Origin of the sequence: Erwinia sp. 198, assembly GCF_003937915.1 — a bacterium.
In the GTDB taxonomy this organism is placed as follows: Bacteria; Pseudomonadota; Gammaproteobacteria; order Enterobacterales; family Enterobacteriaceae; genus Erwinia; species Erwinia aeris.
On the sequence record NZ_RHUM01000011.1, the window covers coordinates 92596 to 108936 of the forward strand.

General features: G+C 58.9%; 13 protein-coding genes and 1 pseudogene. 3 read left to right on the forward strand and 11 right to left on the reverse strand.

Annotated features, from left to right (window positions below):
• Nucleotides 1-387 precede the first annotated feature (387 nt).
• Nucleotides 388-1662: a Glu/Leu/Phe/Val dehydrogenase gene (locus EGK14_RS15880; RefSeq protein ID WP_125290072.1), complete on the forward strand. Its 1275-nt coding sequence runs from the start codon at nt 388-390 to the stop codon at nt 1660-1662.
• Between the two features lie 47 nt (nt 1663-1709).
• On the opposite strand, the gene EGK14_RS15885 is transcribed toward EGK14_RS15880, so the two are convergent.
• From EGK14_RS15885 to EGK14_RS15905, 5 genes and pseudogenes are all read right to left on the reverse strand, one after another.
• Nucleotides 1710-3002, reverse strand: a complete 1293-nt coding sequence (locus EGK14_RS15885; protein ID WP_125290073.1) for a glycoside hydrolase family 10 protein — start codon at nt 3000-3002, stop codon at nt 1710-1712.
• Between the two features lie 46 nt (nt 3003-3048).
• A pseudogene (locus tag EGK14_RS15890) lies at nt 3049-3279 on the reverse strand (peptidoglycan-binding domain-containing protein); the annotation flags it as partial.
• A gap of 335 nt (nt 3280-3614) precedes the next feature.
• Nucleotides 3615-4016, reverse strand: a complete 402-nt coding sequence (locus tag EGK14_RS15895) for a hypothetical protein (protein ID WP_125290075.1) — start codon at nt 4014-4016, stop codon at nt 3615-3617.
• A 60-nt stretch (nt 4017-4076) separates the two neighbouring features.
• A complete protein-coding gene (locus EGK14_RS15900) occupies nt 4077-4523 on the reverse strand; it encodes a DUF441 domain-containing protein (protein WP_125290076.1) in 447 nt (148 codons plus the stop codon).
• 80 nt (nt 4524-4603) lie between these two features.
• Entirely contained in the window at nt 4604-5239 is a 636-nt protein-coding gene (locus EGK14_RS15905) for a hypothetical protein (RefSeq protein ID WP_125290077.1), read from the reverse strand.
• A gap of 232 nt (nt 5240-5471) precedes the next feature.
• On the opposite strand from EGK14_RS15905, the gene hpxO reads away from it, so the two are divergent.
• Complete coding sequence (hpxO, locus tag EGK14_RS15910; protein WP_125290078.1) at nt 5472-6629, forward strand: FAD-dependent urate hydroxylase HpxO; 1158 nt, start codon at nt 5472-5474, stop codon at nt 6627-6629.
• A 44-nt stretch (nt 6630-6673) separates the two neighbouring features.
• On the opposite strand, the gene dcp is transcribed toward hpxO, so the two are convergent.
• Nucleotides 6674-8722, reverse strand: coding sequence for a peptidyl-dipeptidase Dcp (gene dcp / locus EGK14_RS15915; protein ID WP_125290079.1), 2049 nt, complete (start codon nt 8720-8722; stop codon nt 6674-6676).
• A gap of 45 nt (nt 8723-8767) precedes the next feature.
• Nucleotides 8768-9631 (reverse strand): LysR family transcriptional regulator, encoded by an 864-nt coding sequence (locus EGK14_RS15920; RefSeq protein ID WP_125290080.1) that lies wholly within the window; start codon nt 9629-9631, stop codon nt 8768-8770.
• A gap of 94 nt (nt 9632-9725) precedes the next feature.
• Here EGK14_RS15920 and EGK14_RS15925 point away from each other — a divergent pair, with 94 nt between their 5' ends.
• Nucleotides 9726-10229: a phenolic acid decarboxylase gene (locus EGK14_RS15925; RefSeq protein ID WP_125290081.1), complete on the forward strand. Its 504-nt coding sequence runs from the start codon at nt 9726-9728 to the stop codon at nt 10227-10229.
• A gap of 69 nt (nt 10230-10298) precedes the next feature.
• On the opposite strand, the gene xdhC is transcribed toward EGK14_RS15925, so the two are convergent.
• The 4 genes from xdhC to guaD are packed head-to-tail and all read right to left on the reverse strand — an operon-like array spanning nt 10299 to nt 16173.
• Complete coding sequence (xdhC, locus tag EGK14_RS15930; protein WP_125290082.1) at nt 10299-11066, reverse strand: xanthine dehydrogenase accessory protein XdhC; 768 nt, start codon at nt 11064-11066, stop codon at nt 10299-10301.
• Complete coding sequence (gene xdhB / locus EGK14_RS15935; RefSeq protein WP_125290083.1) at nt 11056-13416, reverse strand: xanthine dehydrogenase molybdopterin binding subunit; 2361 nt, start codon at nt 13414-13416, stop codon at nt 11056-11058. The genes xdhC and xdhB overlap by 11 nt, the downstream gene beginning before the upstream one ends.
• On the reverse strand, nt 13406-14851 hold the full coding sequence (gene xdhA / locus EGK14_RS15940; RefSeq protein WP_125290084.1) for a xanthine dehydrogenase small subunit: 1446 nt from the start codon (nt 14849-14851) through the stop codon (nt 13406-13408). The genes xdhB and xdhA overlap by 11 nt, the downstream gene beginning before the upstream one ends.
• Entirely contained in the window at nt 14848-16173 is a 1326-nt protein-coding gene (gene guaD, locus EGK14_RS15945; protein WP_125290085.1) for a guanine deaminase, read from the reverse strand. Before guaD ends, xdhA begins: the two co-directional genes overlap by 4 nt.
• Between the last annotated feature and the right edge of the window lie 168 nt (nt 16174-16341).

Here is a 16341-nt window from a genome sequence, read left to right on the forward strand (position 1 = left end):
GTGAGTTTACCGCTGGTACTGAAAAACTGAGTGTTATAATGTAACAAAAGATGTGACAGACGTTAACCTTTTCGTGCAGCGCGCGCGCCTTGCTGGCTTTTGATAAAGTTTGAAGCGGCTCAAAGTTCTGATAAATAAAGGCATAACGGACTACATGCACTGCATATGCATAATTATTCCCAAAGCCTGATATAAAGGCTGACTACGGGTGAATGCACTAATTAATTATTCGTCTGCCGCCAGGCGATCCACCTTTACCCGCCCTAATTAACATTAATTTAATGAATTAAAAACAACTCATTAATGTTAGATTATGCCGCGTTCAGGTCAGAAGCACTGGCTCCCTCATCATTTCGTAGCATTTATAACTGTCAGGAAAGCATTGTTATGGATAAGCTATCTTACGCGTCAGAAAACCCCAACACCGCCTGGTCTACCTACCTGCAGCAGATCGATCGCGTCGCGCCCTATCTGGGCGAGCTGAGTCGCTGGGTCGATACGCTACGCCATCCTAAACGCGCGCTGATCGTTGATATTCCTCTTCAGATGGACGATGGCTCCATTCGTCACTTTGAAGGCTTTCGCGTGCAGCACAATCTGTCGCGCGGGCCGGGCAAAGGCGGCGTTCGCTATCATCCCAACGTCGATTTAAATGAGGTCATGGCGCTTTCCGCCTGGATGACCATCAAGTGTGCCGCGGTGAATCTGCCTTACGGCGGTGCCAAAGGCGGTATCCGCGTCGATCCCTTTAAGCTTTCCGAAGGCGAACTGGAACGACTGACACGTCGCTATACCAGCGAAATCGGCCTGGTGATCGGCCCGCAAAAGGATATTCCGGCGCCGGACGTCGGCACCAATGCCAAAGTGATGGCGTGGATGATGGATACCTATTCCATGAACCAGGGCACCACCATTACCGGCGTGGTTACCGGCAAGCCGGTGCATCTCGGCGGATCGCTGGGACGTGAAAAGGCCACCGGCCGGGGCGTATTCGTTACCGGTCGTGAAGTCGCGCGTCGTCTGAATATTGAAACGGACGGCGCGCGTCTTGCCGTTCAGGGCTTCGGCAACGTTGGCAGCGAAGCGGCTCGTCTGTTTGTCGCCGCTGGCGCGCGGGTGGTGGCCGTTCAGGATCACTCCGCCACGCTTTACAATGCCGAAGGCATCGATCTGACCGCGCTGACCGACTGGCAGGCAACGCATAAAAACATCGCCGGGTTTAGCGGCGCGCAGACGATTGACGCCGAAGCGTTCTGGCAGCTGCCGATAGATATTCTGATCCCGGCGGCGCTGGAAGGGCAAATCACCCGCGAGCGCGCGGAAAAGCTGAGCTGCAAGCTGATTCTGGAAGGCGCTAACGGCCCGACCTACCCGGACGCAGACGATATGCTGGCGTCGCGCGGCATTACCGTAGTGCCGGACGTTATCTGTAATGCGGGCGGCGTAACGGTCAGTTACTTCGAGTGGGTGCAGGATATGGCCAGCTTCTTCTGGAGCGAGAGCGAGATCAACGAACGCATGGACAAAATCATGTCCGAAGCGATGATCCATATCTGGGACAAAGCGCGGGAAAAAGAGTGCAGTCTGCGTACTGCCGCCTATATCGTCGCCTGTGAGCGTATTTTGATGGCAAGGAAAGATCGCGGCATTTATCCGGGCTAAGCGACCTGCAAAAGCAGAGCGCCGCCCCTCGCGGGCGGCGTTCCATTTTACGGCTTACCCCAGCGGCTGCGCAGGTAGTTAACCGCCTGCTGCGTCTGCGGCTGGTCAAGAAAAGCGTCGCGAAACAGAATGGTTCCGGCCACGCCGGCTTGCGTCTCGTTCAGCTCAATCTGCCTTTTCAGCTCGGCCACGCCCTGCTCCTCGCCCCACTGCGGCTCGGTAGCCGTAGGTTTGCCGACTTTATACAGCGCCACGCCAATATAGAGTTTGACGGGGCCGCTGCCGACCACGTCAGCCCACCATTTCGCCAGCGTGGGATAACGCACGATTTTCCGATCGAACGGCCAGTAAAGCTGGGGCGCAATATAATCCAGCAGTCCTTCTTTAACCCACAGGCGGGTATCGGCAAAGGCCTGATCGTAAGCCTCGCCACCACGGGTATCGGAACCGCGGTCGTCTCTGTCCGCATTGCGCCAGACGCCTGCCGGACTGATGCCAAACGCCACCTCAGGCTTCAGGGACTTGATGGTCGCCGCCACCTCTTTAACCAGCAGCAGCGTATTGTTGCGCCGCCAGCTGGCCTTATCGGCAAAGCCTGTGCCGTAATGCTGCCAGCTGCGACTGTCATCCAGCGGCGACGAGGGCGTTTCATAATAGAAATAGTCATCGAACTGCACACCATCGATTGCATAGTTTTTTACCAGCTCGGCGACCACGCTGTTGATCCACTGGCGAACCTGCGGCAGCCCTGGATCCAGCACGTAACGATCGCTGGCGACACGTACCCAGTCGCGATGCAGCATGAAAACGCTGGCCGGCGACTGACGCAGCGTCTTTTGCAGCGCGCTGACCGTGGCTGGCGAAGTGTTCATCGTGATCCGGTAAGGATTAAGCCACGCGTGTACCTTGAGTCCTCTTTTATGCGCTTCGGTCAGCAAAAACTGCAGTGGATCGTAACCGGGATCCCGGCCGATTGTTCCGGTCAGCTCGGCAGACCAGGGCAAAATTGCGGAGCGATAAAGCGCGGTGCCATCAGGCTTCACCTGGAAAAAGACCGTATTGATACCCAACGCCACGTACTTATCCAGCCGCTGAACGAGCGCCTGCTGCTGCCGCGCGATGCGCAGCTCGGGATCGGCAAGCGTTAAGGAAGCGGGCGGCGGCCAGTCGAGGTGGTTCACCGTCGCCAGCCAGATGCCGCGCACAGGCTGAGGCTTTATCACGGGGCTGGTCGGCACATAAGGCGTGACCAGCGATTTGACCTCAGACTTATGGCTACAGCCTGTTATAAGCAGCACCAGCAGCGCCCCAGGCCAGCCTAATCCCCTTTTTTTTAACATCTTGCCTGCTCCCTGGTTATTGGCGTCAGATATTTCCCACCAGCGCTTAGGCAATGGCCTCCGTCTCTGCATCGGCCTTGCCGCTGATATCGGCCGGGCGGAAATGCATTTGAAAGGCGCTGATAGTCATTTGGGTTTCCTCATCCGGAACGCCCGTAAACGCTATTTTATCATAACCATACTGGTAAAGGGCCTGCTGTAAGCTCAACAGATCGGCAGGCGCGGAGGGGAAACGTCCCGCCAGATATTTATCGACAGTAACGGCATCGGGCCAGGCCCGTCTGTTTTCCGGCACCGGCTGCGTGATAACAGGTTTATGTCTTCGTACTCTGGGATGATCGATAACGAGGTAGCGTGCGCTGACTTTACCTGTCGCCAGCATTTTAAACGCGTTTTACTTGCTACCGTGTAGTGCACGATAACAAACCCGGCGCGGCAAGATCCTGCTACGTCTTCAACAAGAAGCGGCGGCAAATATTATTTCAGAGGGCGTCGCTCCAGGCAGGTATTTGCTATGAGTACCAGGTTTATTCACGGTACGGCACGATCGGCGGGATAAAGGGATGCGGTCCCCTTTTATCCCACCATGACCCCGTGCCTGCGCCTGCCGTTTTAGCCGCGTGCCGCCTGATAATGCGTTTTAAAAGCTTCGTTTTCTTCGCTCAGGCGAATAGCCGCTTCAATCAGCTCGTTCTGGTTCAGCGAGGTCGCGCCTTCGCTGGTGCGCCAGTGGATGTAGAGTACGCAAAGCGCGGCAACCTGCAGCATCTCGTTTTCCGCGCTGTCGCCGTCAAAGCCATATTCCTCGTCGCACCAGCGGTAAACGTCGCCGACAAAAGGCATATCGCCCTGCTCGTCCAGCGGCGGCAGGCTGGCGAACAGCTCGATCATTTCGGGTGTGGCGACGTAGCTGCTGCGGCCGACCGCATCCAGCTGTTTGCCACGCGCGCGGGCGTTGTTGGCCTGCCTGGCTTTGAGTTTGGCGCGCTTGCTGCGCTTGTCCTGCTTGCTCACCGGTTTCTCCTGGCGAAAAAAAAGAGCGCTATCATAGCAGAGAACGCTTTCTGCGGACGGCTACATTTTACCGATAAACAGCGAAACCAGTCCGGCGGCGATCAGCGGCCCGACCGGCACGCCGCGAAACAGCGACACGCCGATAATCGTGCCGATCAGCAGGCCGCCGACGATGGTAGGCTGCGATCCCATCAGGCTGACGCCGCGCCCGCCTACCCAGGAGACGAAAATACCTACCGCGATCGCCAGCAGGGATTTCCAGTTCAGAAAGGAGTGCATCAGCGTGCTGGTCGGCAGCGCGCCGCTGGCAATGGGCGCCATTACGCCAATGGTCAGGATCACAATCCCGACGGTGACGCCCTGTTTTTCAATCCACGGAAACAGCGCGTTCAGCGGCGTCATGCGCACCACGATCAGCACCAGCAAAGCGATAGCGACGGTCAGGTTGTGGCTGAAGTAGCTGAGCCCCGCCAGAAACAGCAGAATAAACAGCGTTAAATCGAACATAGTGGTTTCCTGTCAAAGCGTGGGGCTACACCTTAAAACGCTTTGCCGCTGCGCTCTAGCTCTTTTTAACGCCTTAAAAATTAAAGGATAGCTTCGAGCGCGGCCTGCAGACTGGTTTCCGGGCCCGTCAGCACCGCCAGCGTGGTATTGATCTGCCTGGCCGCGCCAGCCATCGAACTTTGCGCCAGCACGATACAGCCCAGCGCGCACTCATGGCGATCGCGAATATAGTGCGCGATCTCACGGTGGTAGCCATCCATATCCCCCTGGTTGAAAAAGGCCCAGGCGCGCGGGATCAGCTCTACGGCCAGACGGCTGCCGGGAATAAATGCCTCAAACAGCCACGTGGTGGCCGCAAGCGTAGAATGAGCGGTACAGAGCACCAGCACCGCGCCTTGATAGTGCGAGGCCGCCTTTGCCAGCGCCGCGTCCACGCGAATAACAGGCTTACTGAAACGTTTAGGATCCAGTGCCACAACGCCCAGCGTGGTACAGGTGACGATCACCGCATCGGCCTGCTGACACAGCTCGTCGAGAATATGGCTGACGGCCGCCTCGATGTCGGGGGTCACTTCGCCCGCCTCTGCCGCCTGAGTTAACAGCTCGCTTTGCACGCAGTGCAGTAGCTGAACCTCATCATAATCCAGCGCTTGCAGCGCCTCTTCAAACAGCGCGATGTTGCTTCTTGCCGCATGCAGACAGGCTATGGTTGCCATCTTGCTTTCTCCAAAAAAAGGTCTTTTGCCACTGTGGCAAATTCTGTAGCGCTTTGCCAACACTTCGGCCCTTTCCGCCACTTTTGTTTCACTGATGGATCACCATGCTGGTGCAATGCGCCAGCATGATGCGGGAATTTAACGAAACGATCGTTTCAATCCGCGCGCACACAGGGCGACATGCCTGGTACAAAAGTTGCAACGTCAGTGGCAAAGCCTGAAGGAGAAACAGATGAAAGCATTGATTATGGGCGCGGGGATCGGCGGCATGTGCACCGCAATTGCGCTGCGGCGTTTTGGTATCGAAACCGCAGTATTTGAAGCGGTAAAAGAAATTAAGCCCGTCGGCGCGGCTATCTCCGTCTGGCCCAACGGCGTAAAGTGCCTGAACTATCTGGGTATGAAAGAGCCGCTGCGGGCATTGGGCGGCATAATGCAGACCATGGCCTATCACGATGCGCTGTCAGGCAATCCTCTGACGCAGTTCAGCCTGGCGCCGCTGATTGCCGAATCCGGCGAGCGCCCTTACCCGGTCGCGCGCGCGGAATTACAGTCCATGCTGCTGGAACACTATGGCCTTAACCGGGTACAGTTTGGCAAACGCGTGGTCAGCGTGGAACAGCACGATCGCGGCGTAACGGCGTATTTTACCGACGGCAGCGAGGCGCAGGGCGATTTGCTGATTGCCTGCGATGGCGCGCACTCCGCCGTTCGTCCTTACGTGCTGGGACAAACCGTGCCGCGGCGCTACGCGGGCTATGTTAACTGGAACGGGCTGGTGGCGCTGGACGAAAGCATCGCGCCAGCCCGGCAGTGGACGACCTTTGTCGGCGAAGGCAAGCGCGTTTCGCTGATGCCGGTAGCGAACAACCGCTTTTACTTTTTCTTTGACGTGCCGCTGCCGCCGGGGCTGGCGGAAGATCGCAGCACGCTGCGCGCCGATTTGCAGCGCTATTTTCACGGCTGGGCCGCGCCGGTGCAGAAGCTGATCGCGCAGATCGATCCGGCCACCACCAACCGCGTGGAAATCCATGATATCGAACCGTTTCCTCAGCTGGTAAAAGGCCGCGTGGCATTGCTGGGCGATGCGGCGCACAGCACCACGCCCGATATTGGTCAGGGCGGCTGCGCGGCGATGGAGGATGCGGTGGTGCTGGCAAACTGTCTGCAAACCCATTCGATGGGTATTGAAGACGCGCTGCTGCGCTATCAGGCCCGGCGCGCCGGGCGGGTGAAGGATCTGGTATTGAAAGCCCGCAAACGCTGCGACGTTACGCACGGCAAGGATATGGCCGTCACGGAGCAGTGGTATCAGGAACTGCAAAGCGAAACCGGCGAGCGCATCCTTCAGGGCATGTGCGACACCATTCAGGGCGGGCCTTTCGCCTGACCTGAGCCAGCGCGACGGTGGCTACCGTCGCGCTGAAGACGCCGTCAGCCTTGCTCCTTTAATCCCCGGTTAATCAGCATCGCTTCGATTTCCGGCTCCCTGCCGCGCCACTGCGCATACAGCGCTTTCAGATCCCCGCTGTTACCGCGCGACAGAATGGCTTCGCGGAACCGCTGGCCGTTTTCCCGCGTCAGGCCACCGTGCTCGCTGAACCAGACAAAACCATCGTCGGCCAGCATCTGCGTCCACAGATAGGCATAGTAGCCTGCCGCATAGCCGCCGCCCCAGATGTGCTGAAAATAGCTGGAGCGATAGCGTGGCGGCACGGCGGCGAGCGCAACTTGCTCGGCTTCCAGCGCCTGCTGTTCAAAAGTGGCAACGTCCTGCTCCTGCTGGTCGGCGGCCAGGCTGTGCCAGTGCATATCCAGCAGCGCCGCGGCCAGCAGCTCGGTCATGTCGTAGCCTTTATTAAACTTGCTGGCGTTAATAATTTTCTCATGCAGCGCCGTGGGCATCGGCTCGCCCGTTTGATAGTGGCGGGCGAAATGGCTGAATACCTGCGGATCGCTGGCCCAGTGTTCGTTAAGCTGTGAGGGGAACTCAACGAAATCCCTGGGCGTGGCGGTGCCGGAAAGCGAGGGATAACGCTGCCTGGCGAAAAGACCGTGCAGCGTGTGGCCGAACTCGTGGAACAGCGTAATAACGTCATCCCAGGCGAGCAGCGCGGGCTGCCCTTCAAGCGGTTTCGGATAGTTGCAGACGTTATAAATAACGGGCTTAGTGCCGAGCAGCGTGGACTGATCGACAAAATTACCCATCCACGCGCCGCCGCCCTTGTTATCGCGCTTGAAATAGTCGGTATAGAACAGCGCCATTGGTTCGCCATCGACGTCCAGAATTTCATAGACGCGCACGTCGGGATGGTAAACCGGGATATCGCTGCGTGCCTTAAAGGTAATGCCATAGAGCCGGGTCGCTGCCCAAAATACGCCATTTTCCAGTACGTTATTCAGCTCAAGGTAAGGTTTGATCTGGTTTTCATCCAGATCGTAATTCGCCTTGCGCACCTGTTCGGCATAGAACAGCCAGTCCCAGGGCTGAAGGCGGAAACCGCCCTGCTGCTGGTCAATCACCGCCTGAATATCCGCCGCCTCGCGTTTAGCACGCGCGGTGGCGGCCGGCACGATTGCGCGCATAAAATCGAGTGCGGCCTGGGGACCTGAGGCCGTCTGATCCTGAAGCTTCCAGTCGGCATAGCTGGCAAACCCCAACAGCTGCGCCTGACGTGCGCGGATGCTTGCCAGGTTAGCGATCGGCGCGCGCGTATCGTTGCCGTCGCCTTTTTCAGCCCGTTGCCTGGCGGCCGAAAACAGCGCCTCGCGCGTGTCGCGGTTGCTGAGGCTTTGCAAAGCCGGCTGCTGCGTGGTGTTTTGCAGCACCAGCAGCCACTGCCGCTGCAATCCCTTCTCCTGCGCCGCTGCGGCGGCCGCGCTCAGTTCAGCCTCGCTTAACCCTGCCAGCGCCGCCGCATCGTTGACGGCAAGCCCGCCCGCTTTGGTCGCCGCCAGCAGCTTATTGGTGAACTGCGTGGTCAGCGTGGCCGCCTGCTGATTCAGCACCTTCAGCTGCGCTTTTCTGTCGTCGCTGAGGCTGGCCCCGGCGAGCTGAAACGCCTGCCAGGTCACTTCCACCAGGCGCAGCGATTCGCCGTCGAGTCCCAGCGTCTGGCGCTGCTGGTAGACGCGATCAAGACGCGCAAACAGCTGGCTGTTTAGCCGGATATCATCCTCCAGCGCCGTGAGCCGAGGCGACATCTCCTCGTCAAGCTGCTGTAGCAGATCGCTGGTATTGGCTGACGTCATGGCGTTAAACACGCTCTCCACCCGCCGCAGCAGCTGTCCGCACTGCTCCAGCGCCTGATAAGTATTGGCGAAGGTCGGCGGCTCGGCGCTGTTGGCGATACGCTCGACCTCTTCCCGTTTTTGCCGCATTCCCTCTTCCAGCGCCGGACGATAGTCGGCTTCGGTAATGCGATCGAAAGGCGGTGCCTGAAACGGCAGCGGGCTGGGCTGGCTGAACGGATTAGCTGGCATGGCATGACTCCTTATCGACTCTCCGGATAGGCGAAACGGGCGGCATCAGGCAGACGCGCTGAACAGCCTGGTCAGCGTCTGGATTTGCCGATCGTCGGATGATAAATCTTTAACAATCAGATGTAAGGGTGTAGCACGTCTGCTGCCGTGCGTCATGGGAAGAATTTTCAGCGTGCCGGCAGCCAGCTGCGGGGCGATGCGCTCTTCCGGCAGCCAGCCGTAGCCGACCTGCGCCATCACGGCCTCCGCTGCGGCATCAATGGTGGAGAAAGTCCAGCATTCGGCCGCATCGAGGCTGTCGTCCTGGCCGCCGGATCCCCGCTCCGCGATGCGAATAAGCGGGTAAGCCACCAGATCCTCGCCGCTCAGCGGAGGCGCCTGCTGATGCAGTGGATGATCGCGGTGCGCTACCGCGACAAAATCAATATTCATCAGCCATTCTCCCCGGCCCGTCAGATCCTGACGACGCGTCAGCACCATCACGTCCGCTTCCGGCCTTTCTGCCGCGTTGCTTTCCAGCACCTCTGTAAGGTTTACCTGCGTATGCGGATGCTGCTGCTGGAACTGCCGCAGAATGGTAAACAGGCGACCGCGCGGAAAAATGGCGTCCACCACTAAATCCAGGCGCGTCCGCACGCCCGTGGTTAACAGAGCGGCATGGGCTTCCACATAACAGAACGCTTTCAGCAACGGCCTGACCCGCGCCAGCAGCTGCTCGCCCGCCGCCGTCAGTACGGTTCGCCGCCCTTCAGGTCGCAGCAGCGCCACACCCAGTCTTTCCTGCAGCAGCGCGAGGTTATAGCTGACCGAAGACTGGCTGCGGCAGGTCGCTTCCGCCGCTTTCGCAAAGCTGCCCGACTCCACCACTTTCTCCAGCAGCGCCCACTGCTCCAGCGTCGTTTTATGCATGATTGATTCAATTATAAGATGAATTTAACTTAAAATTAGCGTTATTAATTCAGAAAATAAACCGATAAAGTGTCAAAAAACACAGGAGGATAAGATGAAATTCGATCGAAATGACCTGAGCGGCTTTATCGGTAAACACCTGGTTTATACCTACGACAACGGCTGGAATTACGAAATTTACGTCAAGAACGAGCAGACGCTGGATTATCGTATTCACAGCGGCATGGTCGGCAACCGCTGGGTGAAAGACCAGCGGGCTTATATCGTGCGTGTCGGCGAGGAGAGCTATAAAATTTCCTGGACGGAGCCGACCGGCACCGACGTCAGCCTGATAGCTAACCTGGGCGACCGCCTGTTTCACGGCACCATCTTCTTCCCGCGCTGGGTCATGAATGACCCGCAAAAAACCGTTTGTTTCCAGAACGAGCATATTGCGGAAATGGAACGCTATCGCGAAGCCGGCCCGGCTTATCCAACGGAAATTATCGATGAGTTCGCGACGATCACGTTTATCCGCGACTGCGGACCCGATAACGACAGCGTGATTGACTGTGCGGCCAGCGAGCTGCCTGCGAATTTTCCTGATAACCTCAAATAATCAGTCAATCAGATTTTATCGCGTGACCTGACGCGCTTCTCCTTTTCCCGGCCAGCCATGCTGGCCGTTTTATTGCCCATAGCAGGCAATAATCTCACCCGCTACCGCTACCGCAATCTCGGCGGGCAGCTTGCCTTTCACGTCAGGCAGGCCAATCGGGCAGCGCAGGGTATCCAGCTGCTGGCGACTGAAGCCCTTGCCCTCCAGCCGATAATCAAACCGCTGACGTTTGGTCGCCGAGCCAATCACCCCGAAGTAACGATAGTCGCCGCGCGTCAGGATCGCCTCGCAGAGCGCCAGATCGGTGGGATGATGGTGGGTCATCACCACGTAATAGCTTTCCGGCGGCATCTGTTTCACCGCGTCGCGCGGATCTTCCGGGCAGCAGATCGTCACCCCTTCCGGCACCTGAACGAACTGCTCTTTACGCTCGTCTACCCAACAGACATGACAGGGCAGCGTCGCCAGAATGGTGACCAGCGCCCGGCCTACGTGGCCTGCGCCAAACACCGCTATCTGCGGCTGCGGCTGGATCAACGGCTCAAACAGCACGGAGGTCATGCCGCCGCAGCACTGCCCAAGCCGGGCGCCCAGGTTGAAATGCTCGCTGCGCGGTTCGCTGCTGCGCGTCGTCAGCATCTCTCTGGCAAGGGCGATGCACTGATATTCCAGATGGCCGCCGCCGATGGTCAGAAAAGATTGCCCGGCGGTGACAATCATTTTGCTGCCGCTGTCGCGCGGCACCGAGCCTTTTTCCTCCAGCACCGTCAGCAGCACGCAGGGCTCACGCTTTTCGTGTAGCGAGGCCAGTATTTTAATCCAGTCGTCAGGTCGCATTATGTTCCCTCATTTTTTCTGCCCCCCAGAAGACCCTTTCCGGCGTGGCGGGCGCATCCAGCAGCGGGTGCTGACGGTAGTCGCCAACGCTGGCTACGGCATCCTGGAGCGCGCACCAGGCGGCAATCCCCAGCATAAACGGCGGCTCGCCCACCGCTTTGGAATGAAACACCGTGTCTTTGGGGTTTTTACGGTTTTCCACCAGCGTAACCCGCAGATCCGCAGGCACGTCGCCAATCGCCGGAATTTTGTAGCTGGCGGGGCCGTCGGTCATCAGGCGGCCCTGCTCGTTCCACACCAGCTCCTCGCTGGTCAGCCAGCCCACGCCCTGCACGAAGCCGCCCTCAACCTGGCCAATATCGATCGCCGGGTTCAGCGAGGCGCCGACGTCATGCAGAATATCCGCCCGCAGCAGCCGATATTCGCCGGTCAGCGTATCGACAATGACCTCCACGCAGGCCGCGCCAAAGGCGTAGTAGTAAAAAGGCGTGCCGCGCCCTGCTTCACGATCGTAATGAATGCCGGGCACTTTGTAGTAGCCGGTCGCGGCAAGCGGCACCTGGTTCAGCCAGGCCAGCTGCGCCACGTCCGCAAAGGTGAAATGTTTTTCGCCTGCCTTGACGATGCCGTTGCTGAAGCTGACCTGCTCAGCGCTACAGTTATGCAGGCTGCACAGCATAGCCGTTAATCGGTCGCGCAGGATCTGCGCCGCGTTCTGGGCGGCCTTACCGTTAAGATCGGTGCCGCTTGAGGCGGCCGTCGGCGAGGTATTAGGCACTTTGCCGGTATCCGTTGCGGTGATCTGGATGCGATCGACGTCGATTTGCAGCACTTCCGCCACGATCTGCGCAACTTTGGTATTAAGGCCCTGGCCCATTTCCGTGCCGCCGTGGTTAAGCTGTACGGTGCCGTCGGTGTAGATCAGGATCAGCGCGCCTGCCTGGTTAAGAAAACTGGAGGTAAAAGAGATGCCGAACTTCACCGGCGTCAGCGCCAGGCCACGTTTCAGATAAGCGCTGCCGTGATTAAAGGCGGTGATTTCGCGGCGGCGGGCCGCATAGTCCGCGCTGGCCTCCAGCTGCGCGGTCATCTCCTCCAGCAAATTGCCTTCCACCTGCTGGTGGTAGTGCGTGACGTTACGCGTTTCTTTGCCGTAATAATTGCGTTTGCGTACCTCAAGCGGATCGAGGTTCAGCTCGCGGGCGATATGATCCATGATCTGCTCAATCGCCACCATGCCCTGCGGGCCGCCAAAGCCGCGATAGGCCGTGTTGGACGCCGTATTGGTACGGCAGCGATAGCCGGTGATCAGCGCGTCGCCAAGATAGTAGGCGTTGTCGGCATGAAACATGGCGCGATCGACGATCGAACCAGAGAGATCCAGCGAATAGCCGCAGTTGCCGGCCAGATCGATTTTTACGCCGCAGAAGCGCCCATCGTTATCCACCCCTACGTCATAGCGCACGTAGAAGGGATGCCGCTTGCCGGTTATGTGCATATCGTCACGTCGCGCCAGCCGCATTTTCACCGGTCTGCCCGTCTGCCGCGCCGCTACCGCGCACAGGCAGGCGACGCCGGCGGCCTGCGTCTCTTTACCGCCAAAGCCGCCGCCCATCCGCCGCATATCTATCGTCACCTTGTTCATGGTGATCCCCATCACCGACGCTACCAGCTTCTGCACTTCCGTCGGATTTTGCGTGGAGGAAAAAACCTGGAGCGACTGGTCTTCGCCCGGCACCACCAGCGCAATCTGCGTTTCCAGGTAAAAATGCTCCTGGCCGCCGATGTGGAACTCGCCCTGAAGCCGATGGCTGGCGCGAGCGAGCGCGGCTTCCGCGTCGCCCCGCTGGTGCACATGCGGCTGCTGCACAAAATGCGCTTTCGCCAGCGCCTCTTTGACGTCCAGCACCGGCGTCAGCGGCTCGTACTCAATAATGGCCGCTTCCGCCGCCCGGCGGGCCGCCTGCGGGCTTGACGCCGCCACCGCCAGCACGATCTGTCCAGCATACTCTACGACGTCTTTTGCCAGCAGCGGATCGCCCGGCTCCAGCGGCCCGATATCCCCTTCGCCCGGCACGCTTTGCCAGGTCAGCACGCTGACCACGCCGGGAATGGCGTAGCAGGGATCGGTATCTATGCTGAGGATGCGGGCGTGCGCATGCTCGCTAAGGCGGGGACAGAGATGCAGCATGCCCGGCAGCTCCAGCCTGTCGTCGATGTAGATCGCCTCGCCGGAGACGTGCTTATCCGCGCTCTCGTGCTTATTGCTTTTACCGACGCCGCTCTGAATGCCTGCCTGATACTGCCGGGCGATAACGTCAGCCGCCACTAAGGGACGATTATTGGACATAGTCTGTTACCTCCAGCAGGGTTAGCTCTTCCGTAAGCGAAGCGTGGTAGCGACGCAGCAGGTTTTTCGCTACCTGTAAGCGGTAGGCCGCGCTGGCGCGAAAGTCGCTCAGCGGCGTAAAGTCCTGCTCCAGCGCGTGGCAGGCCAGCACCAGCGATTGCTGCGTCAGCGGTTTACCCACCAGCGCGCTTTCGCAATGCACGGCGCGTTTTGGCGTTGCCGCCATGCCGCCAAAGGCGATACGCGCGGCGGTCACCCGGCCGTCTGCGTCGCGCTCCAGCATAAATGCGCCGAACACGGCGGAAATATCATCCTCCAGCCGTTTTGACACCTTCCACGCGCGGAAATGTTGTGACGCGGTCACTTTTGGCACGCTGATTGACAGGATAAATTCGCCGGGCCGTAGCGCAGTTTTGCGATAGTCCACGAAAAATTCATCCAGCGGCAGCGTGCGGATTTGCGAGCCGCGCTGAAGCGTCAGCGTTGCGTTGAGCGCCAGCAGCATCGGCGGGGTATCGCCGATAGGAGAGCCGTTGGCTACATTGCCACCCAGCGTGCCGCGATTGCGGATCTGCAACGAAGCGAAACGCTCCAGCACCTGCGCGAAGGCAGGAATATGGGGCCGCAACAGCGTGGCGCAGGATTGAAGGGAAGCGCCCGCCCCCAGCACAATCGCCTGCTCCTCTTCCCGACAGGCTTTCAGTGCTGCTATCTGATCCAGGGCGATAACCAAAGGCAGCGGTTTATAGCTTTGCGTCACCTGGAGCGCTAAATCCGTACCGCCCGCCAGCAGCTTCGCCTCCGGATGCGCCAGCAGCAGTTCCGCCAGGCGATCGAGGCTTTTCGGCAGCAGGCAGCGGTTGCCGTTGAACGCCAGCTCCTGCTCTTCGCCGTTGTGGATCGCCATCAGTTTTGCCACCGTCTGCGCCTCGCGCTGCGCAAAGCTGTCCGGCTGCGGCCGTTCGCAGACCTGCCGCGCCGCATCAATAATCGGCCGATAGCCGGTGCAGCGGCACAGGTTGCCCGCCAGCGCCTGCTCCGCCTCTTGCCGCCGCCAGCCTTCACTGTTTTTTTGCAGCGTAAACAGCGACATCGCAAAACCCGGCGTGCAAAAGCCGCACTGCGAGGCGTGGCACGTCGCCAGCGCTTTTTGCACCTCGTGCAGCTCGTCGCCCTGGCGGAGATCCTCAACGGCGATCAGCTGTTTGCCCTGAAGGCTGCTGACAAAGGTGATGCAGCTGTTGACGGTTTCATACACCATTTTGCCCGCCTCGACGCGCCCCAACGTGACCGTACAGGCACCGCAGTCGCCCGAAGCGCAGCCCTCTTTGGTGCCGCAGCGGCGCTGGTTCTGGCGTAAATAGTTCAGTACGGTGGTTTCAGGATCGAGACTTTGCTCGGTGACCAGCGTCTGGTTCAGTAAAAACTGGATCATGCGGCTTTCTCCTCGCTCTGCGGCTGCCAGACCAGTTTGCCGTTGACCCAGGTACAGGCGATATTGCGATCGTCGCCCAGCGTCATCAGCACAAAAAGTTTCTCCCAGATATCGCGGCTGTTGGCGCAGCGCAGCTTTTGCAGCGCCGAGACGGCCGGATCGAGCACCACAAAGTCCGCCTCTTTGCCGGGCTGGAAGTTGCCGATCTTATGATGCAGATCCAGCGCCTGCGCGCCACCGAGCGTGGCGTGGTAGAACGCCTCGCAGGCGGCCATTTTATACTGCTGTAGCTGCCCGACCTTGTAGGCTTCACCCAGCGTTTGCAGCATATTAAAGGTAGTACCCGCGCCGACGTCCGTACCGATGCCCAGCCTGACGTTTTTTTGCCAGCAGGTTTGCAGCTTAAACAGGCCGCTGCCGAGAAACAGGTTGGAAGTAGGACAGAATGCGACCGCCGAATCAGTCTGATGCAGACAATCCCACTCGCTATCCTCCAGATGGATACAGTGCGCGAAAACGCTGCGGCGCCCCGTCAGCTGATAATGATGATACACATCCAGATAGCCGTCGCGCTCGGGGAAAAGCGCGTTGACCCAGGCGACTTCCTGCGGGTTTTCGCTCAGATGTGTGTGCAGCCAGATATCGGGATAGGCCTCCTTCAGCTGCCTGACCTTTTCCAGCAGCGCCGGCGAAGAGGTTGGCGCAAAGCGCGGCGTCAGCGCATAGCTCAGGCGCCCGCGATTGTGCCAGCGCTCAATCAGCTCGCGGGTTTGCCGGTAGCTCTGCTCGGGGGTTTCGGTAAGATAGTCCGGCGCATGACGATCCATCATGACTTTTCCGGCGATCAGACGCATTCCCAGCCCTTCGGCCGCGCTGAACAGCGCATCCACCGACTCCGGATGCACGGTGCCAAAAACCAGCGCCGTGGTGGTGCCGTTACTCAGCAGCTGGTGCAGAAAAAAGGCCGACATCTTCGCCGCGTGCTGCGGACAGTGATACTGGCTCTCTACCGGGAAAGTGTACTGTTGCAGCCACTCCAGCAGCTGCTCGCCGAAAGCACCGATCATTTCCGTTTGCGGATAGTGAATATGGCTGTCGACAAAACCTGGTACAATAAGCTTGCCGCGGTAGTCGGTTATTGGCTGCCCGGCGGCGAGCTGATGCCGCCCCGCTTCCCACGCCTGAAGCGAAAGAATTTCGCCTTCGCTCAGCAGCAGCAGGCCGTCTTCAATGTAGCGGGCGCAGGTCGGCAGCTCTTCAGGCTGGCTGACCGGTGCGGTGATATCAAAAAAACTGCCGCGAATGGCGGTGATGGATGACATAGCGCTTCCTTCTGAACAAGTCTTCGGCAATCAGTGACCGGCCTGCATTTGAGGTTGCAATTGCTGTGCCATATTAATAAAAGCAATTTATATTTTATTTATCAGTAACTTAAATACAGATACATCGGGAAACCCCACCTGAACCTGGGCAATCGTGTGCGCAACCGA